The sequence below is a fragment of the Streptomyces flavovariabilis genome, assembly GCF_000725785.1.
In the GTDB taxonomy this organism is placed as follows: Bacteria; Actinomycetota; Actinomycetes; order Streptomycetales; family Streptomycetaceae; genus Streptomyces; species Streptomyces hawaiiensis.
Map to the genome: position 1 here is coordinate 14,424 of NZ_JNXD01000035.1, position 26,195 is coordinate 40,618.

Here is a 26,195-nt window from a genome sequence, read left to right on the forward strand (position 1 = left end):
CGGATGCAGCCGCCCTGATCGTCCTCAGCCTTCTCAGCTCGCTACAAGCCGCGCGTGGGTTCTTGGCCCGGTCCCGGCCACGCACAACTGCTTCACCGCTGTAGCTGGGCGAGCAGCTTGCGGGTGCTGCGAGAGGGCGTCGCATCGATTCGGGCCAGCGCTGTCTCGCAGCCCTGGTATGCCGTGAGGACGCCGTCGTCGTCGCCCAGCGCGTTCGCCGCACGCATCCGTACACGCCAGGCCACCTCGCGGAGCGGGTCGCTCGCGGTCGCCTGTTCGCACAGGCGCACGGCGTCGCCGTACCGGTGCAGTTGCAGGGCGAGGTCGGCCGCCGATGAGAGCGCGTCGGCGGTTTGCTGGGACAGTACCCGGCGCCGTGCCTCCACCCACTGCGAGGTGCGGTCCGGCAGGTAGTCCCCCTCGTTGCGGGCGAGCAGCGCCTCGGTTGCCGACAGCCTCGCCTGGCCGGTCAGCCGGTGGGCGTGAGCGAGGTCGGCGTCCATCAGCAGCGACTGGCAGCCCTGTGCCACTTCGTCGGCGAGGGACAGCCGGTTCCGTTCGACGGTGAGGCGCAGCTGTGGCGGCAGGGCCAGATTCAGCTGGTGGACGGCCTGACGCAGGTAGGCGCGGGTGGATCGGTCGTCGCGTGCGAACAGCGCCTCCAGGACCCGGGGGCGATCGGCGGTGTGGCCGGGTCTGCTGCCCAGATAGGAGAGCAGTTCCAGGCTCTTGCTGATGCGAAGACGGGCCTCGACGCCGTCGACGATCAGGGCGTGGCGTCCGAACTCGGAGACCGTCACGGTCGGCATGCGCGCTGTGACCTTGATGTTCGATCCCTGGGCGGCGAGCGCCCGGCCGACCGCGTGCCACGGGGTGTCCGCCTCGGCCTCGGCGTCGATACGACGCGACGCGACGGCGGGGAACTCGGTGAGGATCTTGAGCAGTACGTGGTGGGAGCCCTGGCGGGCCGATGTCTCCAGGGCCAGGTCGGCGGCCCGGTCTGCCGTGTCCTCGTGGCCGGAGCGCCATTCCGCCTCCGCCAACAGCACCCCGACGATGGGGAGTTCCAGGAAGAGACCGCCGGCCTTCAGGAGCGACGCGGCCTCGCGCAGGCAGTCGAGTGCGTCGGCGTCGGCACCGCTGCGCAGCAGCAGCCAGCCTCGCCAGGCCCGCGCTTTGGCCCTGAGCTGTAGCGCATGCTCGATGAGCGGGTCGTTCTCCAGATCGTCGAGGAGCCCCATGGACGCCGCGGCGTCGCGGCGGTCGACGATTCTGAGCTTGACCAGCCCTTCCGTGAATCCGATGTACCAGGCGTGTGCCCCTGTGTCGCGAGCGAGCTTGCGGCCTTCCTCGAGGGCCGCTATCGCTTCGGCGGGGCGTCCGGCGTCCAGCAGAAGCTCCGGCACCACCGCGTGCAGGCTCAGCGAGTTGGAGACCGAGTCGCGGGCCCGTTCGTACAGCTCCAGGGCCCGGCGGGTGTGGCCCTGGGCGCGGAGCGCCCCGATCTGCCACGGCGTGGCCAGCGACGTGCCCCAGTGCGACTGCAGGGAGATGTCGAGGTCGGTCAGGTGGCCGAACCAGTACTTCGCGACCAGCACGGCCGCATCGAACGGTCCACCGGTCAGTTCCGGTGGCGTGTCGGTGCGGTAGGAGGGATAGATGGTCCCCAGTCCGTAGCGCACTGCGGCGACCTCCCCACCAGGGTCGGCCAGCCGCAGGATTTCTTCCGCGTCCGCAGGGCGGCCGCACTGGGCGTAGCAGTAGATCATCAGCGCTGCCGCTCGTTCGGACGCCTCGACGACCTCGTCGCGGACACCGGACTCGAGGAGCGCGTCAGCGATGGCCGCTCCCTCTCGGGGGTTGTCCCGGGCCCAGGCGAGCATGAGCCGCGCCGTGGTCAGTTCGTGGGGCTCGGGGCCGACCGGGCCGAACGCATCCAGCCACCGCTCGGCGACAGGGAGGTCGAGCCGCTCGATCACACGCCTGATGACCCGCGCACCGCAGACGCGTGCCTCGGCGACCTCTCCGGCTTGCAGCAGGACCTCGGTGGCCTCCTCGTCGTGGCCTTCGCCGGCCAGCAGCCGGCCGTGGGCGAGGCGGATCCGGCGTAGCTCCTCGTCGTCGCGCAGGCCGAGCTGCTCCAGCAGGAACTCCCGCAGCCGCGGGTGGAAGCGCATCGTGCGCCCGTCGCCGGACCAGACGACGGGCAGCCGGACCGAGCGCAGCGACCGCATCCGTCTCGCCGGCGCGGCGAGGCCGAGCGCCCGTGCCCGCTCGGCCGTCACCTCGTCGAGGACTGCGGCCGTTACGAGGAAGTCGCGGTCCGTGTCGGGTAGTTCCGCCAGGATCCGGGATGAGATGTAGCCGTGCAGAGGGTCGGCCTCGCCTCCGACGACCGTGGTGTGCTCCTGGGAGCGCCAGGCTTCGAACAGCACACCGGTGACCCAGCCACCCGTCGCCGACACCGCCTTCGCCGGGTCGATCGTGGTGTTGTCGTTGAGACGCAGGGCCTCGGCCGCCTCCTCGACGGTGAAGGCGAGGTCTTCCTCGCGAAGGGAGGCCACCGAGGTGGGGTCGAGTTGCCGGTGCACTGTCGGCGGGATGTCCCGACGGCTGACCAGGACTGCGCGCACCGTTCGCGGAAGGTAGTGCAGGAAGGAGCCGAGCGCCTCCCAGCCTTCTCCCGCCACCCCCAGGCGTTCCAGGTTGTCGAGTACCAGCACCAGGGTGTGTCCCCGCAGGGACTCGGCGAGGAGCCCGGCGGATTCCGTGTGCTGGATGCCCGCGCGCAGGGCGCGGGTCGCCACCTGGTGTGCGGCGGGTGCGTGCTGTGCCAGCGCGTCTTCGAGATAGGCGAGCAGACGTCCCGGACGGGCGTCGGTCCCATCGACCGACAACCAGGCCACCGGGTGGGGCAGGTGTGCTGTCGCCTGGGTGATGGCGGTGGTCTTGCCGGCGCCCGCGGTCGCCAGTACGAGCACCACCTGACGTCGCTCGATCAGTGCGTCGAGAGCTGTGGCGATCCTGGGCCGTGGCACCAGGCGCTCGGGGACGTCCGGAACGGAAATCTTGTGTTGGATCAGACCTACGGCGTGCGGCACCGTCTGTCGGGGGTCGTCCATGGCCACCTCAACCAGGGGAGCTTGCCAGAGGATCCGCGCGTCGGTTCGGCAGCGGTGGCCCGGAGTTCGGCTCCCGCGGAGCTCTCCATCCGCTGTGTCAGGGCCCTCATGAGCAGTGTATCTAGGGAGCCGGCAAGGCTTGGCTCTCGCGGAAGCGGCTTTCGGCAGGCTCCGAGTGCGGGGACACCGCTCCGGGCCTTCAGCGTCGTCGGCGGACAGGTCGGCGGCGGCGTTCGGTAGGCATGGTCATGATGCGGGTCACAGGCCGACCTTGCCCGTCGCGCAGTACGGCGGCGTGTAGATGGCGGACCGGTGCAGGTCATACCGGGTACGGACCAGATTCCGCGCGTGCTGAATGGTCTGTCCGTGCCCGGACAGGTAGGCCTGGGTGACCTGTTGTGGTGGGGCATCGGCCAGCCAGGACAACAGCGCCTCCCCCGGCTGCGGGCTCTGCGCGACGACCTGTACACCGGTCAGCGGGTCCCGCACCAGAGGCACGTCCTGCGCAGGCACCTCGACAACCCCCCGCGCCCGGGCCCGGTAGCCCAGCCAGCGGATCATCGACGACCACAGGCCCACTGTGGTGGCATCGCCGCACACGAGTGTTGTGCCCGGTTCGGCACGCGCGCGGAAGCTCCGCGTCGCCTCCAGCCCCATGGCGGAGACCCGGTCGCCGACTGCGATCTTGTCCAGCCAGGTGTCGCCGGGTGAAGGCGGGCCCGGGACGGCGACGCTGTGCCGGTAGAACAGGACGGACATGCGTCCCGTGACGGTGTCGACCGCGTCTGGCGTGTAGCGCCGGAACGCCGTCGGCGAGACCAGGAACGTGGTCACCTGGCACGGTGCCCATTCACGCCCCTTCAGGCGCTCGCCGGCGAGGTGGATACGCCGGAACGACGGCGACAGATCTTCTCTCCCGGTCTTCGTGCACGGCATTCCCCGGATCTCGATCATCCGGGCAAAGGGCGCGGGCAGGCTGGGCATCGGTCACTCCCTGGGGAGTGGATCACTGTGCGGCGCCGCGGTGTGGCATCGGCCCGTGAGCGGCGCAGGAGGGGCCGAGAACACCCCGTGCGAAGCGCAAACGTGGTCATGCGGCCGTACGACGTGTGGCATGTGGCGTGTGACGTGTCCTGTCACGCGCGGTCGACTAGCGGAACGTCGGCATGATCTTTTCGGCGTAGATCTTGAGTTGCTCGCGTTGGATGTCCGGTGCGTCGACGCCGGGCAGTGCCTGAGTCCAGTACTCCCAGACGAACCAGTCCGACCGACCTCCGCCATACCAGTGTTTTCACGGTGTCTCCTTCGGGGTGGGTGTGGTGGCCGACCCGCAAAGGGGAGAAAGCGAAGCCACCACGTCTGCCCGCGCCGCCGTCATGCGTGAGGGGCGCACGGCCTGCCCGGTGCCGGCGAGTCCCTCGCCGGGAGGTGGTCCTGTGCCCACACGGTCAGGGCGGCCAGGGGAATGAGGAGGGCGTTGCCGTGGGGCGTCAGGGCGTACTGGCTGCGGGGTGGCGGTCCGGGGTGGGCGATCCGGGTGACGAGGTCGGCGGTGGTCAAGTCCTGGAGTCGGTCGGCGAGCGTGTCGTCGCCGATGCCGGGGACCCGCTCACGTATCTGGGCGGTGCCGGCCGGGCCCCTGGCCAGGGTCGCGATGATCAGGCCGTTCCATGGCTCACCGAGAAGGGCGAACGCCCGGGCGAGGGCCGGGTCGGGCTGGGCCGGCTGTGGGCGTTCGTGATAGGGCGTCGGCTGAGAGAAGTGTGGGGTGGTCATGGTGTGTGTCCGCTCCAGTGCGGCGCGAGGCGTCGTGGTGTGACGCCTCGCGCCGTACGTCGTCGTGGCCGTGTCGGGGGCCGGCCCCTGCCCTCTGGGTTGTGCCGTTGGCGGTTGTCGGCCCCCGGGGTTGCGCTCCTCGGCGAGGTCAGCCGATGTGGAGGGGCGCGGTGCCCTCGGCGTGCTGCTGTTTGCCCGCGTTGACGGCCAGGAACATGACCGCAAGGCCGCCCAGGAACATGGCGCCCGAGGCGACGAAGGCCAGGGTGTAACCGTGCGTCAGCGCCTCACCCGCCTTGGCGACCAAGGGGAAGTCCTTGGTCGCCAGACCGCGGAAGAAGGCGGAGGCCGCCTCGGGGAACTTGTCGTTCGCGGCGGTTGTGGAGATCGTCGACAGGACCGCGAGCCCGAGTGCGCCGCCGATCTGCTGGGCGGTGTTCAGCAGTGCCGAGGCCATGCCGGTGTCCTGGTGGTCGACGCCGCTGACCGCGCCGAGTGTCATCGGGACGAAGCTCATGCCGAGTCCGAGAGCGGTGACGAGCATCGCCGGCATCAGATGTCCGGCGTACGAGGAGTCGGGCTCAAGCGTGGCGAACCAGAACATGCCGCCCGCCGCGACCAGCAGTCCCGGTCCGGCGATCAGCCGGGGCGGCAGATGGGTGATCAGCTTGGAGCTGATGCCCGCGGCCGCACCCATGCCGACGCTGAAGGGAAGAAAGGCGAAGCCGGTTTTGACCGCGCTGTAACCGAGGATCAGCTGCATGTAGAGCGTCAGGAAGTAGAACATGGCGAACATGCCGGAGCCGACGAACAGCATCGTGGCGTAACTGCCGGAGCGATTGCGGTCCTTGAAGAGCCTGAGCGGCATCATCGGTTCCGCTGCGCGCCATTGGATGACCAGGAACACCGCCAGCAGCACGGCGGCCGTCGCGAAGGAGGCCAGGGTCAGGCCGCCTGTCCAGCCGTGCTCGCCGCCGCGCGTGATGCCGTACACGAGGGCGATGAGTCCGCCGGTGCCGGTGATGGCGCCGGGAACGTCCAGGCGGCCGGGATGCCTTTCCGCTTCGACGAGGGTGCGGGTGCCGACGAGGACGGCCAAGCCGATGGGGATGTTGATGAAGAACACCCAGCGCCAGTCGAGCGCGTCGGTCAGCACTCCACCCAGCAACAGGCCGACCGTTGCGCCGACGCCGCCCATGGCCGCGTACACGCCCATGGCCGTATTGCGGTACTTGCCGGCCGGGAAGGTGGTGGTGATCAGGGCCAGCGCGTTGGGCGCGGCGAGGGCGGCGCCGACGCCCTGGAGGATGCGGGCGCCGATCAACAGGCCCTCGTCCGGGGCGAGTCCGCCCAGTAGTGAGGCGAGGGTGAAGACACCGATGCCTGCCTGGAATATGCGCCGCCGACCGAAGAGGTCACCGGCCTTGCCACCCAGCAGCATCAACCCGCCGAAGGCCAGCGCGTAGGAGTTGACGATCCAGGCGAGGTTGGCGTCGGTGACACCCAGGTCGGTCTGGATGGCGGGCAGGGCGATGTTGGTGATCGTGGCGTCGAGGATCACCATCAACTGGGCCGCGGCGATCACGAAGAGCGCCAGGCCGAGGTGTCGGCCGCCCGGGGAAGCCCCGGACGCCTCAGTACCCGGCTGCCCGGGGATCGTGGTGGTGCTGTCGGCAGACAACGAAAAACTCCAAAGGGAGAGCGAGGGCGCGGAAAAATACGGGATGGGTTCACGGGGCGGGCGGCACGTGGCCGAGTTCCGTGCCAGTTGAGTGATCCGCGGGCGATGCGATGCACGACCGAGCCGCGGCACCGAAATCCGACCCTAACAACTGGATTTCACGAGCAGCGGGCTCTGGAATCCTTTTTCGATGTGACTATTTCTAGCTAGACCGGCCCGGCGCGCGTATGAGCAAAGCGACGGAATGGAGACCCCGTTGCACATGACGCTGGCCTGGTTGTCAAATTCAAACTCCCTTTCCGGGCTTTGGGACCGGCACCCGATCCGCCTCCAGCCGGGCTGGTCGGTCAGCGGGACGCCGCGGCCCGTATGCAGCAGCTCGGTCCGGCCACTGCCGACCACCACGGCCTCGGTCTTCTCCATTGTCTTCGTCTCCCTGACGCCAGTGATTCGCACTGCTTTCTCCGTCATCGGCAGATCGTGCCAGCGGGGCGTTAGCAAAAGAGAAACCAGAAGACGACGCGCCCCGATGCCCGTCACGCGTACGACGCCGCCCTCCATGACCGGATGGAGGGCGTCGACGGAATGAGCGTCCGGATCGGCCACGCGATGCCACGCAGCGATGCGAAGACAACCAACATCCCTCCGGGGGCCCGCTCCTGCCGGCGGGCCCGGCACCGAACCTGCTGCGGCGGCGTGGAACCTGGGCGGACCGCCACCGCCTGGAGAGACGTCGCGGATCGCGACTTGATCGAACGATCAATTCACTGGACTAAGTCGATATGATGGACGCATGGCTCATGTTTCTGCGGCAGAGCGCCGCCCTCAGCTGATCAAGGCTGCCATTGACCTCATGACGAGGGAGGGTGTGGGTGCCGGAAGCACCCGTGCCATCGCGGCCGAGCTGGGCGTGGCCCAGGCGACGGTGCATTACACCTTCGGCACCAAGGAAGATCTGTACCGGGCCGTCATGGAGCAGCTGACCCGTGATCTGATCGCACAGGTCGAACGGGCGGCGCACGCGAACGCCGGCTTCGAGGAGACGGTCGCGGCACTCGCCGCCGCCCTGTGGCAGACCCTGCGAGAGCAACCGACCACCCACCAGCTGCTCCAGGAACTGTCCATGCTCGCGCTCCGGACTCCACGGCTGCAGGAAGCCCATGAGAGCCACCACCACGAGGTGACGGCAGTGACGACGAAGCTGGTGACCGAGGCAGCCGAGCGCGCCGGTCACCGGCTCGCCCAGCCGGCGGAGACCCTCGCCCGGTTCTTCCTGGCCGGCTTCGACGGCCTCTCGCTGCAGCATCTCTCACTGCCCGACGAGGAGGCCGAGCTCACCTGTCTGCAGGCCCTGGTCTCCGCTGTCGTCGCTCTCGCCGGCGGCCGAATGGAGCTCGTGACCCTGCCGACGAGCTGACGGAAGGGCGGAACAGGCCGGCCCCGCCGCCCTTCCGGCACAGCAGAGCGATGGGCTGTGGACGTCGCCCGGACGGAAGTGCCCGGAGCGCGAGGGTGCCGGTCACGCGGGGGCGGCGTCCGGAGAGCTCAGATCCGTGGGCACGTGGTGTCGCATTGGCTTCGGGACGGAAGGGATTTCCTGAATGCGCAACGCAGGGAAGCCATGGCTCAGGATATTGGGCTTGGCTCTGTTGATCGTCGGCATGGCCACGTTCTTCATCAACGCCGAGGCCCTCATGAACGGCGACGCCGTCGAGTGCGACGGCAGACCCATGAGGCCCGGGCAGTGGTGCGCGCGGGTGGGGGACGAATCCCGCAGCTACGACGAGGAGAAGAAGAACGAAGCCAGTGGAGAACTCATCGGCTACGCCGGGGTGGGCCTCGGCACCCTCGGTGTCGTCGTCCTCATCAGCAACGCGATCGCCGCGCGGCGAGGAAACCAAAGACGCTGAATCGGTACGGATTTGCCAGGCGGAACCCGTCGACCAGACAGGCGATTCCAGGTCGCACCCCGTGGATCAGTCCCCGACGGGCACCGGCACGGAACCGTCGGCAGCCTCCGTGGCCTCGACAGTGGTAGTCGGCGGTACGTCGGTGCCGGAGCGGCGGTTTGGCAGCAGCAGAGCGACCGCGACGGTGCCGACCGCGAGGATGATGCCGCCGATCAGGCTGGTGTGTGAGACGGCGTCGGCGAAGGCACTGTTCGCGGCCTTCAGGAGCGCCTGCGCCTGCGGTACGCCGCCGGCCGGGGCCGCCATGATCTGCTGGGCCACGGCCTGTGCCCCGCCGATGGAATCCTTGGCCGTCTCCAGCATGGCGGCCGGGAGCTGTCCGCCGACGGTGTCGCCGAGTCCGCCCTTGTAGGTGCTGGCCAGGACGGAGCCGAGGATGGCGATACCGAGGGAGCCTCCGAGTTCCATGGCGGTGTCGTTCGTGCCCCCGCCGACGCCCAGTTCACTCTCGGGGAAGGCGCCCATGATGGTGTCGGTGGCCGGTGAAACGCTCAGTCCGATCGCCAGACCCAGCAGGACCAGCGTGGCCAGGAAGTCGCCATAGCCGGACTGGCTGTCGATACGGAGGAGCAGGAAGAGTGCCATCGTGCCCAAGACCATGCCGACGATGATGGTGGTTTTCATGCCGAGCCTGGGAGTCAGCCAACCGGTGACGGCCGACCCGACGAATACCGCGCCGGCCAGCGGCAGCAGGCGTACGCCTGTCTCCAACGGGCTGTCGCCGAGGACGAACTGCAGGTACTGGGTCGCGTAGTAGATGGAGCCGAAAGCGGCCAGGAAGAAGAGCAGCACCGCCAGGGTGGCGCCCCCGACCGCCCGGTCCCGGAGCTTGCTCAGGTCCAGCATCGGGCTGGGGTGGCGCAGCTCCCACCAGACGAAGACCGCCAGCCCGATCGCCGCGACGACCGCAGCGGCGACGGCGGTGGCGTCCTGGCCGAAGTGCGGGGCCTCGATGATCGCGTAGACGAGGGCCGCCACGGTGATGATGGACAGCACACCGCCGACCAGGTCCAGCTTGCCCATGTCATGCGCCTTGGAGGGCGGCACGAGCGCCAGCGCGGCCACGATCGCGATCGCGACGACGGGTACGTTGATCAGGAAGGTCGAGCTCCAGGCATGGTCCTCGAGCAGCCGGCCCGCGAGCAGTGGGCCGGCCGCGATGGCCAGCCCCGAGGTGGCCGTCCAGGCAGTGATCGCCTTCACACGCTCCTTGCGCGGGAAGGTGGCGACCAGCAGGGACAGTGTTGCGGGCATGATGAGCGCGGCGCCGACGCCCATGATCGCCCGGGCGGTGATGACCGCGTCGGCGCTGTCCGCCAGGCTGCCCATGACCGACCCGACACCGAAGATCACCAGCCCGGTGATCAGCGCCCCCCGGCGGCTGTATTTGTCGCCGATCGCGCCGAGCACGAGCATCAGCGCCGCGTACGGGACGGTGTATCCGTCGATCACCCACTGCAGCTGGCTGCTGTCCAGCCCCAGGTCGAGGGTCATGTCCGGGGCGGCGACGATCAACGAGGTGTTGGCCATCACCACGATCAGCAGACTCAGGCACAGCACCAGCAGTGCCCACCACCGGCGGCGGTAGGGCCCTTCCAGTCGGTCGACGGGTATGGATGCGATCAACGGCATGTCCGGCTTCCCTTCTTGAGTCTCTTGCAACGTGATTCGAAGTGATTGCCCGCCGGGCTCCGCACGATCAGGGGCGGCCTCCGCTCCTGGCTTCGCCACAGCGCCGCATGGAGATCCCGGCTGCGAGCCGGGTCAGGTGCCCGCCCGGCCGAAGGAGTGTCGGCAGGGCCCCGGTGCCGGACACCCCGGCGGGCCGGAGGGCACCGGGACGGGAATGCGACCTGTGTGACGAGTTGTAAGGAAGAGCCCGGCGGCGGCACTTGACCTCACCGGGCCACCGCCGGGCTCCTGTGCCGCGCCGGTCCCGCCCCAACGGTCCGGCGCGGTCCGGGGCTACGAGCCGCTCAGCCGCAGCCCCGGGGCAGGGATCGGGGCGAGCGTGTCCTCCCTCGTTGAGGGCCCGGAACGGGGATCGCCACCTCCTCCACCGCGAATGTCTGAGTGTCCAGGTGGAGGCGTCCGGCGAGCATGGTGGGCATGGCGTGACCTCGCGTTTGTGGTTGTCCATGAGCAGGGGCGCGGGGTCGCCGTGACCCCGGTAACGCACTGAGGGAAGGCCCGCCTCGTGATCACAGGCCTGCCTTTGTGTCCGCTGCGTCGCTGCGGCACGAGACAAACATACAGCCGACATGGTCACCTGACAATGTCTCCCGATTTAGTTGGTCGACTCGATTGTGTGAACGTGCTCTCTGCGCGGCATCGCGCCCGGACAGAGCGGGGTACGGTGGGGCGGCGTACCGGCGGGGAGTGAAGTCCGGTGTGTGCGTGGCGAGTTGTGGCCTGGCCGGTGCCGACGACCACGAGGTCGAGCGGCGGGCGCAGGAACTCGCCCGGTGGTGCGCCACCGGGGGGGGCGGGGGACGGGACGCCACGGCGAAGACGACCCCGCGGCCCTCGACTGACAGCAGTTGAAGCCCGCTTCGAGCCGTACAGCCCTGTACGACCCGTACGGCGCCTGAAGCGGAGAGCGAGGGAGCGGAATGCGCTACATCTTCATCGGGTCCGGAGCCATCGGCGGTTCGATCGGGGGGCGGGTGCACGAAAGCGGCCGGTCCGTCGTCCTGGTCGCCCGCGGCGCGCACTTCGAGGCGCTGCGCGACAACGGGCTGCGGCTCACCGTCCCCGCCGGCACGCTCACCCTCGACGTGCCCCTCGTGGCGCGGCCCGAGGACATCGAACTGCGCGAGGACGACGTGCTCTTCCTCGCCGTCAAAACCCAGGACAGCGTGGCCGCCCTGGACGTCTGGGCAGCACGGCCGGTGGCGGGCGGCGGTACGGCGGGCGAACGCCTGCCGCTGGTGTGCGCCCAGAACGGCGTGGAGAACGAGCGCCTGGCGCTGCGCCGCTTCCACGAGGTGTACGGCATGTGCGTCGTCCTGCCCAGCACCTACCTGGACCCCGGCGAGGTCGTCGCGCCCTGCGGCCCGTACACCGGCGCCCTGGTCCTCGGCCGGTACGGGCCGGGCTCGGACGAGACCGCCCGGCGGATCGCAGACGACCTGGAGAAGGCCCACTTCCTGGCTCCGGTAGCGGCGGACGTCATGCGCTGGAAGTACGGAAAACTCCTCGGCAACCTCGCCAACGTGGTCGAGGCCGTGTGCGGCACCGCCTCGGACGCCGCCGCGCAGGACCTGGTCGCCCGGGCGAAGGCCGAGGGCGCCGCGGTCCTCGACGCCGCGGGCATCGCCTACGCGAGCGAGGCCGAGATCACCGAGCTCCGCAGCGGGACGGTCACCCCGCAGCCGATCGCCGGCGAGCCCACCCGCGGCTCGTCCTGGCAGAGCCTGGCGCGGGGCGCGGGATCGATCGAGACGGACTACCTGAACGGCGAGATCGTGCTGCTCGGCCGGCAATTCGGCGTGCCCACCCCGGTGAACGCGGCCCTCCAGCACGCCGCCCGGGAGAGCGTGTCCCAGGGTCGGGAGCCGGGCGGCCTGAGGGCCTGGGAGCTGAGCAGGCGCATAGCCGAGGGCGTCACTGCCTGAGGACGTGACCGAGCGCGCCGGCCGACTGCTCCTGGGTGCTGCGGTTGATCGGTGCGGGGCAAGTACGCCTCGTGGAAGACGCCCTGGTTGCGGGTTACCACGACGGCGTTCGTTGCCCCCGCCGATTCCGAGCTCGAGATCAGCTGCCCCGCGGAGAAGGCGACCGTGGGGCTGAACTCGGTGACGTCGCGCACCCTTGCCTGCGGCCCGTCCTCGAACAATGTGGAGTAGTGCCTCGCGTGCGGTGCGGGCAGCCGGGGCGAGGTGCTCGGCACGCTTGTGCCGGACAGGCCGAGGGGCCGTATGACGAGGCACTCGACTGCGTGCGCGTAACTGTGGCCGGTGGCCTTCTCGATGACCATGCCGGCGAGAACGTAGTTGGTGTCCGAGTAGTCCCACTTGCCGGGCCGCCCGGGCCTGCTGCACTGCTCCGGCCGGAAGTTCGGCGGGTGGTCGAGGGCGATGTCCACCAGCGCGCGCGGTGACCACCTGAAGTGGCGGTTGCGGTCGAACTCGTCCCCCGCGTACCGGGCGCGGAAGCCCTCGTCCATGTTGTAGTCGAAGATTCCGCTCGTGTGGCTGAGCAGGTGCCGCACGGTGATGCGCCCGGGCCGGTACCCCTTGCCGTGCACCACCCCGGGCAGCCACTTGGCCACGCTGTCGTCCAGTGACAGCTTCCCCTCGGCTTCGAGCTTCAGGAGCACAGTGGCGGTGAAGGTCTTGGTCACGCTGGCGATGCGGAATCTTTCGTGCGTGCCCCGCGGCCGCTCCGTGCCCAGCGCCCGGACACCGTCCTGGCCGTCCCTGACCCCCCGCCGGTCGCGTACCTGGGCGATGACACCGGGGGTTCCCCGCGCGACGATCTCGTTCAGTACGGCCCTGGGTCCGCGCGTGTGAGGCCTGATGCTGTGGGTGTAATCGGGTGGAGGGTGGTTGGGTGGGCCGGCCGGTGCGGCGGCGACGAGTGTTCCGAGGGCAGCGGCGAGCACGACGAGTAAGCGGCGAGACGACGGCTGATGGCTCATGGGAACAGCTCACCAAGTGGCCGGCTCTCACACCATCGGGAACCACCCTGAAGCAGATCAGGGACAGGACCTAGAGGCCTAGGGGCAGTGAGGCTCGCTGAGGTCCAGGGACTCAGCGGTGGGTGAGCATTCCTTCCCGCAGGCGGGCCAGGGTCCGTGACAGGAGGCGGGAGACGTGCATCTGGGACACTCCCAGGTGCTCGCCGATCTGGGCCTGGGTGAGCTCCTCCACGAACCTCATGTGGATGATCTGCCGGTCCCGCTCGTCGAGTTCGGCGATCAGCGGGGCCAGCGCGTGGAAGTCCTCCACCAGTCCCAGCGCCTGGTCCTCGGCACCGATGAAGTCCTGCAGGGAGCTCTCGCCCTCTTCGGAGCCACCGATCGCGGCGTCGAGGGAGGAGGAGTTGTAGCCGTTGGCGGCCAGGCGGGCCTCCCGCACCTCTTCCTCGGGCAGGCTCATCAGCTCCGACAGTTCCCTGACCGTGGGGGTGCGGCCGAGCCGGCTACGCAGCTCCTCCGTGGCACGGGCGAGCTGGACGCGGGCCTCCTGCAGCCGACGCGGCACGTGCACGGCCCAGGTGGTGTCGCGGAAGAACCGCTTGATCTCTCCCACGATGTAGGGGATCGCGAAGGAGGTGAACTCCACTTCACGCGTCAGCTCGAACCGGTCGATCGCCTTGATCAGGCCGATCATGCCGACCTGGACGATGTCCTCCATCTCCTCCGCCCCGCGGCTGCGGAAACGGCCGGCCGCGTAACGGACCAGGGACATGTTCATCTCGATCAGCGTGCTGCGGGCGTAGCTGTACTCGGGCGTGCCCTCCTCCAGCACCGCCAGCTGATCGAAGAACAGACGCGACAGCTCACGGGCGTCCTTCGGCGCGACCCGGGAGGGGTCGGCAACCTCCGGCAGCCCGCTCGTCCGCGTGTCCGCTGCCGCCGAAATGCTCATGAGCGCCATGCTGTGCCCCTCCAAAGATCGAGCCGACCGCTACCGCCTGCAGGAACGGCCGACGTCGCAGCTCTTACCCCCTCTTCCCGCACCCATACCCGTGGCGTGTACGAATCGGCCCCGACCCATTCGTGAGGGGCAGCTGGACGAACCCGCGACCGGGCGCCGTGCGAGTCTGCGCAGGGCGGAGGCACGTGGCCCCTCGGTCTCCCCGCGACCGACGCTCACCCGCCTTCTGGGCGTGGTCAGCCGGGAAAGTAGCAGCGGATGGTAGTGCCGTCGGGGCCGGTGTGGACACGAACGAGGTCGGCGAGTTGGTGGACGAGCAGGAGGCCACGGCCACCGGGCTGCGTGGGATTCGGCGGGCGGCGGCCCGCCAGGGAATCGGTCAGCTGCCCACCGTCGTGAACCTCGCAGACGATCTGGCCGCTCTCGGCCCAGATCCGCAGTGTCCCCGAGCCACCACCGTGGACGACGCTGTTGGTGGTCAGTTCGGCCACCGCGAGTTCCAGATCTCCCAGACTCACGCCGGACACGCCCAGCGACCGCGCCTGGGACACGGCGAAGTCGCGGGTGTCGGGCAGTGTCTGGGCGGCGAAATGGCAGGATGCGACGCCGAGTGGGGCGAGCAGGGGCTCGTTGTAGCGGGCGATGATCCGCTCGGGGCTGTAGGCGGTGGACTTCGTCTCGCCATCGGCGTCGAGGACGACCGGGTGGGTCGCCAGGGCGTCACTGAGGGCCTGCTTGTCCAGCTGTCCGGCGTCGTAGGGGCACAGGATGGTTACCGCGCGCCCGGTGAAAGCTGCGTTGATCAGCGCTTCGTGCTGGACACACGCCGGGTATTCGACGGCGGAACGACCCCGCCAGATCGGCTCGCCGATGATGCGGACCCGACGGGCGCTTGGCTGGGCGTCGGCGAATCTGCGCAGCACGCTGGGGATGATGCGGCCGGGGTTGCGGCCGGCCTGGGTCATGTCGATGAAGCGCACCTCCCCCGCTCGCTCGCCCAGTCCCTCACGGATCAGCTTCAGGCGATCCGGCGGAGCGGCAACGGCTGCGGGCTCACCCGCGTCCAGGCCTTCCCGCAGAAAGGGGACCGTTCCCGCGACGTACTGGTCCGTGCCGTGGTAGAAGAGCGCCGGGTGAACGAACGGCTCGTGCGAAGCGGCTGTGCTCATCAGGCGGCCACCTCGATTGCGGCGAGCCCGGGCCAGAAAAGCTCAAGAATGCGCGGCAGCTGCGCCGGAGGTCGGTGAAGCACGATCCGCTGCCCCTCGGAAAGACGCTGGGCGGTGACCGCCAGGTCCGTCACACCGGCCACATCCACGAACCTCACCCGGGACAGATCCACATAAAGTACATCTGTGCGACGCTCGAACAGTTGCTTCAGCGCCTGCTGCCAAACGGCCCGTGTGTTCATGCTGATCTCCCCGATCGCCCCCCAGCCCCGGACTGTCGGGCAGCGGATGGATCTGCAGTACCGCGCCACGCGGCGCGACGGGGGACCCGTCCACACCAGGTGCGACATCCACGCTTTTGCCCCCCAGCCCCCGGGCTCGACCGCACAGCGGCTCATATCGATCACCTTGCACGATACCCGGTCAGGCCTCTGGGCCTCACTGATCGCAGGTTGGCCTTCGATTCGATCAGTGAGGCCCAGGGCGCAGGACCCGGCAGGGGCGGCACGGCTCCCGGTGAGGCCGGCCGGTGGCAGGTCATGGGACCGAATCGGAGTAAATCCGCAGTGCCGCCACTACTGACCCACGCCTGAAACAGGCGAGTTCATGGGGCGGGGCTGAGTTCGGCCCAGACGGTTTTACCGGGGTGGCGAGGGGTGACGCCCCAGCGATGGGCCAGCCGTTCGAGAAGCTGCATGCCGAAGCCGCCGGGCTCGGTGTTCTTGGCGGCATGTAGGCGCGGCCAGTGGTCGCTGTCATCGCTGACCGCGATGCACAGCAGCCGGCCGTTCCAGGTAAGTCGGATCAGGGGTGGGCCGGCGCCGTGGAGGATCGCGTTGGTGATCAGTTCCGAGACGATCAGTTCGGCTGTCTGGATCATCCGGTTCCGGCGCAGCGGACCGCCGAAACCTTCCACGCAGTCGCGGACCCAGTGCCGGGCAGCCGCGATGCTCGCTGTGGCTGCGGGGAAAGGTGACTCGCAGGACGGGATGGTCGGATCGCTGTTCACTAGGTTCCTCCAGCAGGGTGGCCCTGTGCCACCGCGCACTGCGCTGTGCACAGCGGGCAGCGGCATCTGCCGGGTTACCCCTGCCTGCCTGGTGAACCATCTGTGTCTACCGGGTGACCGGCGGATCCTGTGAAGGGTCGACCGCCGCTGCGATGGGAGTGGTGGTGGCGGGCTGGGGGGCGCTGGCAGAATCATCCCGTCACACTGAGGCCACGCCGGACACGCTGCCGCCGGGCCGCCCGAGGGCGAGGGAGCAGGCATGGAACCGGTTCCGGATGTGGAGATTCCACTGGACCGTGATGTGTTCCTGCGGACTTTGGTGCGTGAGCTGGCGACGTCACTGGAGTCGGTGATCGGTCTGGAGGAGGCTTCCGGCTACGTCAGCCTGGTGGGGCAGGCCGTCGGCACGCAGATCGACGAGATGTACCTCAAGGCGCTGGGAACCGACCGGCTCACAGGCGAGCAGGTCGCCGAGGCACTCGTGGACCTCAAGCGCCGCATCAACGGTGACTTCTACGTCATCGAGCACGACGAGTCGAAGATCGTGCTGGGCAACCGAGTGTGCCCGTTCGCCGAGAAGGTGGTGGGCCGGGAGTCGATGTGCATGATGACGTCCAACGTCTTCGGCACCATCGCCGCCCGCAATCTGGGCTACGCGCGCGTGGAGTTGGAGGAGACCATCGCGCGCGGCGACGCGGGCTGCCGCGTGGTGGTGCACCTCGTCCCCGACGTGGATGTCGAGACGGCGAGTGGCCGTGAGTACTTCGGCGACCAGGCTGTGGCTCTATGACTCTTGGCCTCTTCCGGGCCATCACAAGACCGCTGCCCCAGCCGGTGCTGCTGTGCGGGGCCGACGGTCGTGTGCTGGCCGCCAACCCCGCGGCCGGCCGCTGTGACGACCGGCTGCGTCCTGGCGCCAGAGTTTTCGATCTGGGGCCCGACGACGCCTCGGGGCTGCGTCAGCAGCTGGCCGTATGGCTGCGCAGCGGCAGCTCCGTGCCGGGCGCGCTGGTCATCAAGGACGCCGACGGCCGCATGCGGCGGTTTCGCTGTCACGGGGCGCGCGCCACGTGGTGGGACGGTCCGGAGCCGGTCCTGCAGCTGCATCTCGTCGAGGCCGGGGCGTCGGACCGGTTCGTCGTGCTCAGCCAGCAGGTGGAGGCGCTGAACCGGGAGGTCGCCTTCCGCCGGGCCACCGAGGTGGACCGGGCTCGGCTACTGGCCGCTGAACAGGCTGCCCGTGCCCAGTTGCAGCACCTGTACGACCTGACGGCCGCCCTGGCCGGTGCGATCACCCTCGCGGAGGTTTCCCGTGTCGTCAGCGAGGTGGCGCCGGCCGCCCTGGGGGCGATCGCGGCGGAGCTCTATCTGCACTCGGCGCGGCTGGTGCCGCCCCTTCAGCCGGAGGACAACGGCCTGCCGGTCGGCGCGGGCGGCTGGACCGACCTGGACCGGCCGTCCTGGGAGGACGGTTCGCTTCCCGGTGAGGCCGCGGACGCGGTTCCGCTCGCACTGTCGCTGGAGGCGGACGGCATCCAGCTGGGCATGCTGCTCGTGTACGGCTCGCACAGCCCCACAGCTTCCGCGCATGTGACAGCTGTGGCCCAGCAGATCGCCCAGGCTCTGCGCCGGGCGGGGCTGCACGAGCATGAGCACCGGGTCGCCGAACGCCTGCAGCTCAGCCTGCTGCCACAGCTGCCACGCGTGCCCGGTCTGGAGACGGCCACCTGTTACGCCCCCGGCAGTGACCTGCTCTCGGTCGGCGGCGACTGGTACGACGTCTACGACGTGGACGCCGATCACATCGGCATGAGCATCGGCGACGTCGCCGGTCACGGACTGCACGAAGCGACCGTCATGTCACAGGTCACCGCGGCCCTGCGCAACATCGTGCCGCGCTGTGGGACCGACCCTGCCGCTGTCCTTCACGAAGTCAACTCCTTCCTGGGCCGCTACCACCCGGAGCGGATGGCCACCGCCTGCTATCTGGTCTTCGATCGCCGCACCCGCACCCTGACCTACGCCACTGCCGGCCACCCACCGCCGCTGCTCATCCATGCCGACGGCAGCAGCGCCTACCTCGACCGGGCCACCTCTCCGCCTCTCGGCCCCGTCCGGAACGTCTGCTACCGACAGGCCGACATCACTGTGGCCGAGAACGACACGCTGCTGCTGTACACCGACGGGTTGATCGAGCGCCGTCGCGAAGACCTCGCCATCGGGATGCGGCGACTGACCGAGTTCGCCCGCACCACCAGGGGCCTGGACATCGCCCAGTTGTGCGGCCGGTTCCTGCACCACCAGCCTGAGGCGGCGTTCCCCGACGACCGGGCCCTGCTCGCCGTCCGCTTCCCCTCGTCGGTCTGACCGGAAGACGGCCTCAGCTTTGAGGACTACGCGGTCGCCCTGGTCGACGAGGCCGAGAGGAGGATGCCGGCGACCAGCGCCAGGGCGAACACAGCTCTGGAATCGACAAGACAATTGCGGCTTGCCGCACCGCCGCGGACCCCGACTCAAGTGCCGGGCGTGTGCAGGGATGCGGTGCGGCGGTATTCGGCGTTGATCCGCTGAGCTTCCTCGAGCTGGTCTTCGAGGATGATGATGCGGCAGGCGGCCTCAACGGGGGTGCCACGGTCTACCAGTTCGCGGGCGCGGGCGGCGATCCGCAGCTGGTAGCGAGAGTAGCGGCGGTGTCCGCCTGCAGAGCGGAGCGGGGTGATGAGGCGGGCTTCTCCGATGGCGCGGAGGAAACCCTGCGTGGTGCCGAGCATCTCGGCGGCCCGGCCCATGGTGTAGGCGGGATAGTTTTCGTCGTCCAGACGGTCGTACGAAGTGTCTGCTGTCATCTCACCTCTTTGCGGAACGCGTTGAGGGCCCTGGCGCCGTACGGCGCCAGGGCCCGGAGGAACTGTTACACCATCTGCCGGCCCTGCTACTGCGCCGGCCTTCTGTCTCCGCATACCCGATGGAGATACTGCCGGGGATACGGGGATCGGGGTTGCTTGACCGGAGACCACCTCACTATCGATGTCCTGCGGTACCCGGGCTCGAAAAGCCGCCCGGGCGATCCTGATGGCGTCCCATTCCTCCGTTCTTCCCTCACTGCTGGTACTGCTCTACTTCGTACTGCTGGTGATGCGAACTGCTCAATGGCCTGTCACAGCGCCACTCTTCGGCAGCCAGCCCCGTCGCCCGTCATGCGTCTGCTCTGGCTTGGAACCCCACTGCCGAACCTCCCGGTGCGCGCGCCCGCAGCCGACGCCTTCACCGAGGTACTGCTCACTGGCTCTCACTGCGGGTACTGCTCGCGGTGGCCCCTGATCACTGCGGGCCACCTGGTGCGGCCGTCAGCCCCGTCGCCGTCCTGCAACAACCCTGGCTCCGAAACTCCACCACCGCACCGCCCTGCGGACTGCAAATACTGCACTGCTGCCCGGCAGTTCGTGTCTGCCAGGCCCTGCTCTCTTTCTGGGCTACGAGAGAAACCATAACCACACCACTCGGCAATGTCTACTCTCGCCAGAGTAGATTTTCGCCTGCGGGCGGTGTGGTGCATCTCAAGCGGCGATGGAGGGGCCGCGCCAGAGAGGGCCCCTCAGGAGAGGGGCGCACACGTGACGCGAGTGCCGCCCGAGGCGTTCGGGCCGGGACGGTGACCTCACGGGCGACGACTGGCTCGCCATCGAGCACCCTGAGCAGATTGCCGGCGTGCTTTTGATCCCCAATGACCAGTCCGGCTTGCGCTCGTAGCGACGATGGAGGCGTCGACAGCCGAACACCCACAGGTCTCCTCGGGCCGCCGGACGCGAGCACTTGCCATCGATCGGGTTACCCCCATATGGTCGTACGAACGTAAGGCATACGATCATAATCGTGAAAGGGAGTTCATGATGACGGCAACTCGGCCGGTGGTGCTCGTGACAGGCGCCTCGTCAGGGATCGGCAAGGAGACGGCCCGCGCTTTCGTCGCGGCTGGTTTCGAGGTGGTAGGAACCAGCCGCAACACCTCCGGCCTCACCCCGCCCGCCGGTGTGACGTACCTCGATCTCGACGTGGCCAGTGACGACTCGGCCACCGCCGCGGTCGCAGAGGTGATCGACCGGTTCGGACGCATCGACGTCCTGGTCAACAACGCGGGCGTCGGCTCGGCGGGCGCCGTCGAGGAGAACTCCGTCGCCCGGGCCCAGAGTGTCCTGAACGTCAACGTCCTCGGTGTCATCCGTATGACGAAGGCCGTCCTGCCGCACATGCGCGCTCAGGGTGGCGGGCGCGTCATCAACATCTCGTCCGTCCTCGGGGTCGCTCCCCAGCCCTTCATGGCCGTCTACGTCGCGTCGAAGCACGCCGTCGAGGGCTACTCCGAGTCGCTGGACCACGAGGTCCGCGAGCACGGCGTCCGGGTCATCCTCGTCCAACCCGCCTATACCAGGACCAGCTTCGAGACCAACGCCGCACAGCCCGACACCCCGCTGCCTCTGTACGCGGAGCGACGGCGCGTCTTCGACGAGGTGATGGCGGATGCGATGAAGGGCGGCGACGACCCCGCCGTAGTGGCCGAGGTGATCGTCACTGCGGCCACCGACAAGAAGCCGAAGCTGCGCTACACCGCCGGCCCGCTGGCCTCACGCGTCACCACGGCGCGCCGCCTCGTCCCCGCCGGAGCGTTCGACAAGCAGATTCGCAAGAACAACCGCATGGCCGGCTGACCTGGCTCGCTGCCAGCGCATCCACCCCAGTGCCCGACCCGTCCGGTGAGAGATCAGCTACCCCGCTGAAGTCGGTCGGCAGGGGTGTCACCGTCCTGGGAAGCGGCCCAGGAGGCGAGGAGGCGCAGGGCCTCTTCGGAGGGCGAGCCGGGTTCGGCGGTGTAGATGAGGAGAGTGAGGCCGGGTTCGTCGTCCACGGCCGAGCCGTGCCAGGCGAGGGTGAGGCCTCCGACCACCGGGTGGTGGAAGCGTTTGACGCCGGTGCCGTGACGGCGCACGTTGCGGGACCCCCAGCGCGTACGGAAGGCGTCACTGCGGGTGGACAGCTCCCCCACCAGGTCGTGCAGGTCCTTGTCGTGCGGGTTGCGGCCGGCCTCGGTGCGCAGCACGTCCACGGTCATGTCGGCGATGAGGTCCCAGTCCGCCGCGCCATCAAGGTCCTGCTCAAGCCCTGAGCGGCATCCGCGACAGAGGCTGCGCGGCAACGGCCTGCGGTGCGCCCGGCCTTGCGGGTGCCGCGTCCCTTGTCCGCCCGAAACACGGACCGGAACCTCTTGCGGAAGGACCGCCGAAGACCGGCTCACGCAAGCAAGCGGAAAGCGCAGGCCCTGGCCATGACCTTCGTACTCCGACGCTTGCGCGAGAGGCCTCGTGAACGGCTCGACGGCAGGGCGGCACCGGTAGCCAGGACCGGGCGCGGCCGGGCAGGGCGACAGCGGGTGCGTCAGGGGCGTCCGCGCCAGGCGCGGGCCGCCACTCCCCTGGCCGGGACGGCGATGCTGAGCACCGCGCCGGAGGCGGCGGTCGGACTCTTCACCCCGTACCGGGCTGTGGTGACGAAGAGGCGGTGGCCGTCCGGATGCAGGCACACCGAGGTGGGGTGTGGGGCGGGGACGGTCACGGTGCGGAGGAGGCGGCCGTCGGGGTGGTAACAGCGGACCGTACCCGCGCCCCAGAGCGCGACCCACAGGCAGCCCTCCTCGTCGACGGTCATCCCGTCGGGGCTGCCTTCGCCGTCGCGCAGTCGAGCGAACGTTTCCGGGAGACCGCAGAGGTCGCCCGAGACGGGGTCGACCCGGCAGCGCAGGATGGTGCCGACGGCCGTGTCGGCCAGGTACATGGTGGTGCCGTCGGCGGTGAACGCCGGGCCGTTGGCGATGGTGAGTCCGTCAAGGACGCGTGTCACTGTGCCGTCAGGGTCCGTTCGGTACAGCGAGCCCGCGCCAGGGGTCCCGTCGTAGGCCATGCTGCCCGCCCAGAAGCGACCGGCGGGGTCGGCGACGCCGTCGTTCATCCGGCTGGGGACCGGGGTGCGGTCCTCGGGGCGTTCCAGCCATTCCAGGGCGCCGTCGGGGGTGAGCAGAGCGATGCCGGTGCCCGCGGCGGCGATCCATGCGCCCGGCTGGTCGTCCACCGACCCCGCTGAAATACTGCGCGCCGTCCACCTCGTGGCCACCGGCTCGGCCATGCTCCACCCCACCGCGGCCCGCCGTCTCATCGACCGCTACCACGCCGCCAACCAGCCCCAGGCCACCGCGGCTCAGGCCCGCGTGGAGCGGCTCACTCCCCGCGAACGCGACGTACTCGCCCTGCTCGCCCAGGGCGACACCAACGCCGACATCGCCACCCGTCTCGCCATGCGCGAGAGCACCGTCAAGGCCCACGTGAGCCGCATCCTGGCCGCGCTGGAGGTCACCAACCGCGTCCAAGCCGCCCTCGTGGCCCGCGACGCAGGTCTCACCATCTGACCAGAACGTACGTCGGTCGAGATGCACCTCACCGTCGCCGCGGCCGTTCCCCCTGGGCGCCGAAGCCTGGTGACGGCGATCGCGCAGGGCCTGCTGCCGCGCAAGGGCGAGATGGCGCCACCTGTACAGCGCTGCCGGCAGACGCATCACGTGGGGAGCGGTAGGTGCGGGGTGGGCGTTTCGCAGGAATCAGGGTGACGAGGGCGGGTCGGCTCGAACGGCAAGGTGTTCCTGTAACTCGATGTGCCTGAACTGCCAAGCAGTGCCGGCCGTACGTAGCAAACCCAGCCGATAGCAGTCGTCGAGGAACCTTCCCAGCCGCCAGGGGAGTTGCCTGCGCGAGCAGAGGAGAAAGGCGAAGTACCGAAGCGTGGCCCGCCCTGCCTCGTTTTTCGGGGTGACAAGGAATCCGTTGGCGAATCGAGCCGCGGAGCCGACTGCCAATCCGGCGAGAACTGCGATGGTGACTATCTCGGACAGTCTTCCCGCGCCGTTCAGGGCGAGAAAGGACATGATGCCGAAAGCTGCCGCGTAAAGAGCTCCTCCCAGTGCGTCTCCGTTCACCGGGCCTTGCGGCTTCATGACCGGATCGGAATCCGTTCTTGTCACGGCCAAGGTGAGGGAGACGAGAGCGCCGCCGACGGCACCCCCCGCGAGGCCGGCCATGTCGCCCACCAGCGCTCCGGGGATGCCGAGAAAGGTTCCCACGGTCAGCCACAGAATCGCGTCTCTTCTGCCGGTTCGGGTACGTAAGCGGTTGAGGCCGAATCGCTGTGGATGTGGCCAGACCGGTCCTCTTAATTGAGTCGCACCCGCTAGCACCGCTGTCGCGCCGAGAGCTGTTTGCCACACACCGAAACCGAATGCGTGATACAGCTGGCACAGCAGAGCGGAGATCGTCGGCAAGGCGATCGCGCACGTAATCGCACGGTCTGTCCTCAAAGCGCGCCTTGGGCCTGCCAACGGCCACAATTCATGGAGCGTGATGTCAGTGCTGCTCAGACGACGTCCCTCAATGACTCTGGGGCCTTGTGGAGTACTGTTCCCGTTCAGGTAGTGCGCGAGAGCGGCAAGAGCGCGCCAGGTCGCCTCGGCTTCGGCTTGAGCCGGCCTTCCGCCCTGTGACCGGCCGGGACGCCTGGTCCTGGTGCTGCGGTGAGCAGCGGCCAGTGCAGCGCTGATGTAGTGATCCAGAAGGAATTCCCGCAGGTGTCCGGTGCGGGCGAGCCCGATCAGATCGGCGGGGTCACGCAGATAGGTGCCGTCCGGCCTTCGTTCTTGGTAGACGGTGACGGCCAGGTTCAGTCGCCAGGGAGTGTCCAAGGCGTGGGCGACTGCCGAGGCGACCATCGAGGGCGAGTTGCTCGTGGCAGCTTCCAATGCGTCCAGAACCGCCTGCCAGCGGACGCGTCCGCGGGGTGTGGCGGCCACCTGTTGCTCCAGGTATTTCTTGGCTCGTGGGGGATCGACGCGAGAAATGGTGACATGAACCATGGACTGTGGATAGGTGTCGGAATCGATCATGTCCAGGAAAGAAGCGGCGCGACATGTAAGAACAATGGGACCCGGCGAGCCGCCGTTTCCCGAGCGCTGCACAGCGCGGAGCAGAGCGGCGGCACGCGATGAGTAGCCCAGGAGTGGGCCACGATCCATTTCGTCGAGTCCGTCGATCACCGGCAGTACCATTCCCGCGTCCACGACTTGTTCCGCGTCGCTGCTGCTCAGGTGGTAGACCTCGGTGAGGCGAGAACACAGCCACTGGTCGATCTCATTGTGCGGCCAGGATGCCGCGGTCAACCGGACCGGAACCGGAACGTGGTTTCCCTTGATTCGCTCAGAGGCCAGTCCCAGGACGAGCGCCAAGGCAAGAACCGTTTTACCGGTGCCTGCATCACCTGCCCCTGAAGCATGTGCAGGGGACTCCCCGGTGATCAGCATGCGTCTGTTCGTTGGAGTCAGGTAGTGCGCCACGATGTCAGCCAGGGTGCCCTGAGCGACTTGCCCCTCCCCCGCACCCGGAGCGGAAACAGTGAAGGCCACATCGATGGGCCCCTCCGGGGTTCCGTCTCCGCCGCCCAGTAACTGACGGTACTGGGCACCCTCTTCACGCAGCACTGTGCGCGCGAGATCGAGAGATATCGCTTCAGCCGTCCGTTGCTCCCGCATGCCGCGCAACGTCGCCCACAGCCCCCAAGCGCCCAGTACGGCGCCCACCAAGCCGGGATAGAAGGACAGCACCCCGGCCACTTCCGAGGACTCCATGCCGCGCTGTCCCAGTGCTCGCACCGTCCACCACAGCCCAGAAAGGCACACGACCGAACTCAACACTGTCGCTGCGAGTGGGCGGCGTCGCTTGGCCATGGTCGTCAAGCATGCCCGACCTCCGGCAGGAACAAGCATCGCAGCGGCCGAGCCGTGCCGTTCCCCGGCCGGCGACGCCCGGCGCCCCGGCACGGAAGCCTCGCTGAGCCGCTCCCCGCCGCAGCGCCAGGCGTCCTTCGGTCACGAATGGGGCAACATGCCTCCAATATCGGGACTGTTGGCGATTGCGGCCTCCACACTGACCGGAATCGTGGGCGTGTTGATCCTCGGCATGCTTCTCTTCGGGTAACAGGTCCCTTCGGTGGGCCGCCCGACACTCGACGGAGAAGGGGTAACTCTGCCGTGACATCCCCGGATTCGACGGAGCCGGTGCAGTCGCGTCGTTCGGTGATGGCCAGTGACGCCTGCCTGGTGGCTCTGATCGGCACGCCGACCCTCGTGTGGTACGGCGCCTGGCGCTTCGCGTCCGTGTCCCTCGCCGTGGCGGCGTACCTCGCGCTGGGAGTCGGCTGCGCTGCCCTGCTGATCGCCCGTCCCCTGGGGCATGCGCGGAAGATGCTGGTGGCACTGGGGCTGCTGGCCCTTTCTGTTGCTCTCGCGGCCCTGACGGGCCGGGCCCAGGACTACTTCCTTCCGGGCATTCTGATCGACGCGGTCTATGCGGTGGTGCTGTCGGGAAGTGTTCTGCTGGGACGGCCCCTCATCGGCGTGGTGTTGCGGGCGGCCGCCGGGCGGTGGCGGTTCCGGGTTCCGGGTTCGAAGCGGGTGCACACGCTGCTCACCTTGCTGTGGGCGGCGCGGTTCGCCGTGGAAGCCGTCGTGATGTCCGTGCTGTACCTGCGTGGTGACGCCGACGTCCTGATCGTGGCGCGCTTCCTGCTGCGCGCGCCGTTGCAGATCGCCTGTGCCGCGGTGACGCTCGCCGTCCTGGCACACGGCGCTGCCCGGCGGAATCGGGCGGAGGCCGACCTGCCCGAGGACGCGGGGGCTTAAGACGTCGTTTCTGATGGCGTGATCGCTCGTTGTGCCGTGCATGACGGATCTGCTGGAGCGGTTGGTGCCGGACGAGTTGTGGACACTGTTCCGGCG

Annotated in this window: 20 protein-coding genes and 3 pseudogenes; 8 read left to right on the forward strand and 15 right to left on the reverse strand. The window is 68.9% G+C overall.

Going from position 1 to position 26,195, the window contains the following annotated elements; translation table 11 throughout:
* Positions 1–92 precede the first annotated feature (92 nt).
* The 5 genes from IO24_RS0137745 to IO24_RS45405 form a co-directional block, all read right to left on the reverse strand.
* Positions 93–3,122 (reverse strand): AfsR/SARP family transcriptional regulator, encoded by a 3,030-nt coding sequence (locus tag IO24_RS0137745; protein ID WP_031144017.1) that lies wholly within the window; start codon positions 3,120–3,122, stop codon positions 93–95.
* A 258-nt stretch (positions 3,123–3,380) separates the two neighbouring features.
* On the reverse strand, positions 3,381–4,106 hold the full coding sequence (locus IO24_RS0137750) for a siderophore-interacting protein (protein ID WP_031144019.1): 726 nt from the start codon (positions 4,104–4,106) through the stop codon (positions 3,381–3,383).
* Positions 4,107–4,496: 390 nt separating this feature from the next.
* Positions 4,497–4,898, reverse strand: coding sequence for a winged helix-turn-helix transcriptional regulator (locus IO24_RS0137755; RefSeq protein WP_045297161.1), 402 nt, complete (start codon positions 4,896–4,898; stop codon positions 4,497–4,499).
* Positions 4,899–5,046: 148 nt separating this feature from the next.
* Positions 5,047–6,579 (reverse strand): MFS transporter, encoded by a 1,533-nt coding sequence (locus IO24_RS0137760; protein ID WP_031144023.1) that lies wholly within the window; start codon positions 6,577–6,579, stop codon positions 5,047–5,049.
* A 144-nt stretch (positions 6,580–6,723) separates the two neighbouring features.
* Positions 6,724–7,185, reverse strand: a complete 462-nt coding sequence (locus IO24_RS45405) for a hypothetical protein (RefSeq protein ID WP_157851329.1) — start codon at positions 7,183–7,185, stop codon at positions 6,724–6,726.
* 187 nt (positions 7,186–7,372) lie between these two features.
* On the opposite strand from IO24_RS45405, the gene IO24_RS0137765 reads away from it, so the two are divergent.
* A complete protein-coding gene (locus IO24_RS0137765) occupies positions 7,373–7,996 on the forward strand; it encodes a TetR/AcrR family transcriptional regulator (RefSeq protein ID WP_031144025.1) in 624 nt (207 codons plus the stop codon).
* Between the two features lie 223 nt (positions 7,997–8,219).
* On the forward strand, positions 8,220–8,489 hold the full coding sequence (locus IO24_RS0137770) for a hypothetical protein (protein ID WP_234335369.1): 270 nt from the start codon (positions 8,220–8,222) through the stop codon (positions 8,487–8,489).
* 66 nt (positions 8,490–8,555) lie between these two features.
* Here the strand turns inward: IO24_RS0137770 and IO24_RS0137775 are convergent, their stop codons facing one another.
* Positions 8,556–10,181 (reverse strand): MFS transporter, encoded by a 1,626-nt coding sequence (locus tag IO24_RS0137775; protein ID WP_031144027.1) that lies wholly within the window; start codon positions 10,179–10,181, stop codon positions 8,556–8,558.
* Positions 10,182–11,161: 980 nt separating this feature from the next.
* Here IO24_RS0137775 and IO24_RS0137780 point away from each other — a divergent pair.
* Complete coding sequence (locus IO24_RS0137780; protein ID WP_031144029.1) at positions 11,162–12,166, forward strand: ketopantoate reductase family protein; 1,005 nt, start codon at positions 11,162–11,164, stop codon at positions 12,164–12,166.
* A 137-nt stretch (positions 12,167–12,303) separates the two neighbouring features.
* Here the strand turns inward: IO24_RS0137780 and IO24_RS43870 are convergent.
* From IO24_RS43870 to IO24_RS42300, 5 genes and pseudogenes are all read right to left on the reverse strand, one after another.
* Positions 12,304–13,191 (reverse strand): annotated as a pseudogene (locus tag IO24_RS43870) (serine hydrolase domain-containing protein); the annotation flags it as partial.
* A 112-nt stretch (positions 13,192–13,303) separates the two neighbouring features.
* Positions 13,304–14,152, reverse strand: a complete 849-nt coding sequence (locus IO24_RS0137795) for an RNA polymerase sigma factor SigF (protein ID WP_031144035.1) — start codon at positions 14,150–14,152, stop codon at positions 13,304–13,306.
* 236 nt (positions 14,153–14,388) lie between these two features.
* Positions 14,389–15,321, reverse strand: coding sequence for an anti-sigma factor RsbA family regulatory protein (locus tag IO24_RS0137800; RefSeq protein WP_031144037.1), 933 nt, complete (start codon positions 15,319–15,321; stop codon positions 14,389–14,391).
* Complete coding sequence (locus IO24_RS41405) at positions 15,321–15,563, reverse strand: STAS domain-containing protein (RefSeq protein WP_107063107.1); 243 nt, start codon at positions 15,561–15,563, stop codon at positions 15,321–15,323. The genes IO24_RS0137800 and IO24_RS41405 overlap by 1 nt, the downstream gene beginning before the upstream one ends.
* A 362-nt stretch (positions 15,564–15,925) precedes the next feature.
* The gene (locus IO24_RS42300; protein WP_051906012.1) at positions 15,926–16,330 is read right to left on the reverse strand and encodes an ATP-binding protein; all 405 of its coding nucleotides are present in this window, start codon (positions 16,328–16,330) and stop codon (positions 15,926–15,928) included.
* 259 nt (positions 16,331–16,589) lie between these two features.
* Here IO24_RS42300 and IO24_RS0137815 point away from each other — a divergent pair, with 259 nt between their 5' ends.
* Positions 16,590–17,120 carry a methanogen output domain 1-containing protein gene (locus tag IO24_RS0137815; protein ID WP_031144041.1) on the forward strand — a complete coding sequence of 177 codons (531 nt, stop codon included), beginning with the start codon at positions 16,590–16,592 and terminating at the stop codon, positions 17,118–17,120.
* The gene (locus tag IO24_RS42305; RefSeq protein ID WP_107063105.1) at positions 17,117–18,697 is read left to right on the forward strand and encodes a PP2C family protein-serine/threonine phosphatase; all 1,581 of its coding nucleotides are present in this window, start codon (positions 17,117–17,119) and stop codon (positions 18,695–18,697) included. The genes IO24_RS0137815 and IO24_RS42305 overlap by 4 nt, the downstream gene beginning before the upstream one ends.
* Positions 18,698–18,843: 146 nt before the next feature.
* On the opposite strand, the gene IO24_RS0137825 is transcribed toward IO24_RS42305, so the two are convergent.
* Positions 18,844–19,176 (reverse strand): MerR family transcriptional regulator, encoded by a 333-nt coding sequence (locus IO24_RS0137825; protein ID WP_031144046.1) that lies wholly within the window; start codon positions 19,174–19,176, stop codon positions 18,844–18,846.
* Between the two features lie 1,044 nt (positions 19,177–20,220).
* Between IO24_RS0137825 and IO24_RS0137830 the strand changes: the two genes are divergently transcribed.
* Positions 20,221–21,036, forward strand: a complete 816-nt coding sequence (locus IO24_RS0137830) for an oxidoreductase (RefSeq protein ID WP_031144048.1) — start codon at positions 20,221–20,223, stop codon at positions 21,034–21,036.
* 53 nt (positions 21,037–21,089) lie between these two features.
* On the opposite strand, the pseudogene IO24_RS0137835 reads toward IO24_RS0137830, so the two are convergent.
* A pseudogene (locus IO24_RS0137835) lies at positions 21,090–21,458 on the reverse strand (MmyB family transcriptional regulator); the annotation flags it as partial.
* A gap of 302 nt (positions 21,459–21,760) precedes the next feature.
* Positions 21,761–22,504 carry an SMP-30/gluconolactonase/LRE family protein gene (locus IO24_RS0137840; protein WP_244310231.1) on the reverse strand — a complete coding sequence of 248 codons (744 nt, stop codon included), beginning with the start codon at positions 22,502–22,504 and terminating at the stop codon, positions 21,761–21,763.
* Between IO24_RS0137840 and IO24_RS0137845 the strand changes: the two are divergent.
* A pseudogene (locus IO24_RS0137845) lies at positions 22,449–22,784 on the forward strand (response regulator transcription factor); the annotation flags it as partial. The gene IO24_RS0137840 and the pseudogene IO24_RS0137845 overlap by 56 nt on opposite strands.
* A 189-nt stretch (positions 22,785–22,973) precedes the next feature.
* On the opposite strand, the gene IO24_RS43880 reads toward IO24_RS0137845, so the two are convergent.
* The gene (locus IO24_RS43880; protein ID WP_157851331.1) at positions 22,974–25,145 is read right to left on the reverse strand and encodes an NACHT domain-containing protein; all 2,172 of its coding nucleotides are present in this window, start codon (positions 25,143–25,145) and stop codon (positions 22,974–22,976) included.
* Positions 25,146–25,448: 303 nt separating this feature from the next.
* Here IO24_RS43880 and IO24_RS42310 point away from each other — a divergent pair, with 303 nt between their 5' ends.
* Positions 25,449–26,099, forward strand: a complete 651-nt coding sequence (locus IO24_RS42310) for a DUF3159 domain-containing protein (RefSeq protein WP_167551659.1) — start codon at positions 25,449–25,451, stop codon at positions 26,097–26,099.
* The last annotated feature ends 96 nt before the right edge of the window (positions 26,100–26,195 follow it).

Excerpts from the sequence above, each read along its gene's own strand:
- IO24_RS43880 (WP_157851331.1), bottom strand. The coding sequence starts at position 25,145 with ATGGCCAAGCGACGCCGCCCACTCGCAGCGACAGTGTTGAGTTCGGTC.
- IO24_RS0137765 (WP_031144025.1), top strand. The coding sequence starts at position 7,373 with ATGGCTCATGTTTCTGCGGCAGAGCGCCGCCCTCAGCTGATCAAGGCT.
- IO24_RS0137780 (WP_031144029.1), top strand. The coding sequence starts at position 11,162 with ATGCGCTACATCTTCATCGGGTCCGGAGCCATCGGCGGTTCGATCGGG.
- IO24_RS0137775 (WP_031144027.1), bottom strand. The coding sequence starts at position 10,181 with ATGCCGTTGATCGCATCCATACCCGTCGACCGACTGGAAGGGCCCTAC.
- IO24_RS0137795 (WP_031144035.1), bottom strand. The coding sequence starts at position 14,152 with ATGGCGCTCATGAGCATTTCGGCGGCAGCGGACACGCGGACGAGCGGG.
- IO24_RS42305 (WP_107063105.1), top strand. The coding sequence starts at position 17,117 with ATGACTCTTGGCCTCTTCCGGGCCATCACAAGACCGCTGCCCCAGCCG.
- IO24_RS0137840 (WP_244310231.1), bottom strand. The coding sequence starts at position 22,504 with ATGGCCGAGCCGGTGGCCACGAGGTGGACGGCGCGCAGTATTTCAGCG.
- IO24_RS0137800 (WP_031144037.1), bottom strand. The coding sequence starts at position 15,321 with ATGAGCACAGCCGCTTCGCACGAGCCGTTCGTTCACCCGGCGCTCTTC.
- IO24_RS0137815 (WP_031144041.1), top strand. The coding sequence starts at position 16,590 with ATGGAACCGGTTCCGGATGTGGAGATTCCACTGGACCGTGATGTGTTC.
- IO24_RS0137755 (WP_045297161.1), bottom strand. The coding sequence starts at position 4,898 with ATGACCACCCCACACTTCTCTCAGCCGACGCCCTATCACGAACGCCCA.
- IO24_RS0137830 (WP_031144048.1), top strand. The coding sequence starts at position 20,221 with ATGACGGCAACTCGGCCGGTGGTGCTCGTGACAGGCGCCTCGTCAGGG.
- IO24_RS0137745 (WP_031144017.1), bottom strand. The coding sequence starts at position 3,122 with ATGGACGACCCCCGACAGACGGTGCCGCACGCCGTAGGTCTGATCCAA.
- IO24_RS41405 (WP_107063107.1), bottom strand. The coding sequence starts at position 15,563 with ATGAACACACGGGCCGTTTGGCAGCAGGCGCTGAAGCAACTGTTCGAG.
- IO24_RS0137750 (WP_031144019.1), bottom strand. The coding sequence starts at position 4,106 with ATGCCCAGCCTGCCCGCGCCCTTTGCCCGGATGATCGAGATCCGGGGA.
- IO24_RS0137825 (WP_031144046.1), bottom strand. The coding sequence starts at position 19,176 with ATGACAGCAGACACTTCGTACGACCGTCTGGACGACGAAAACTATCCC.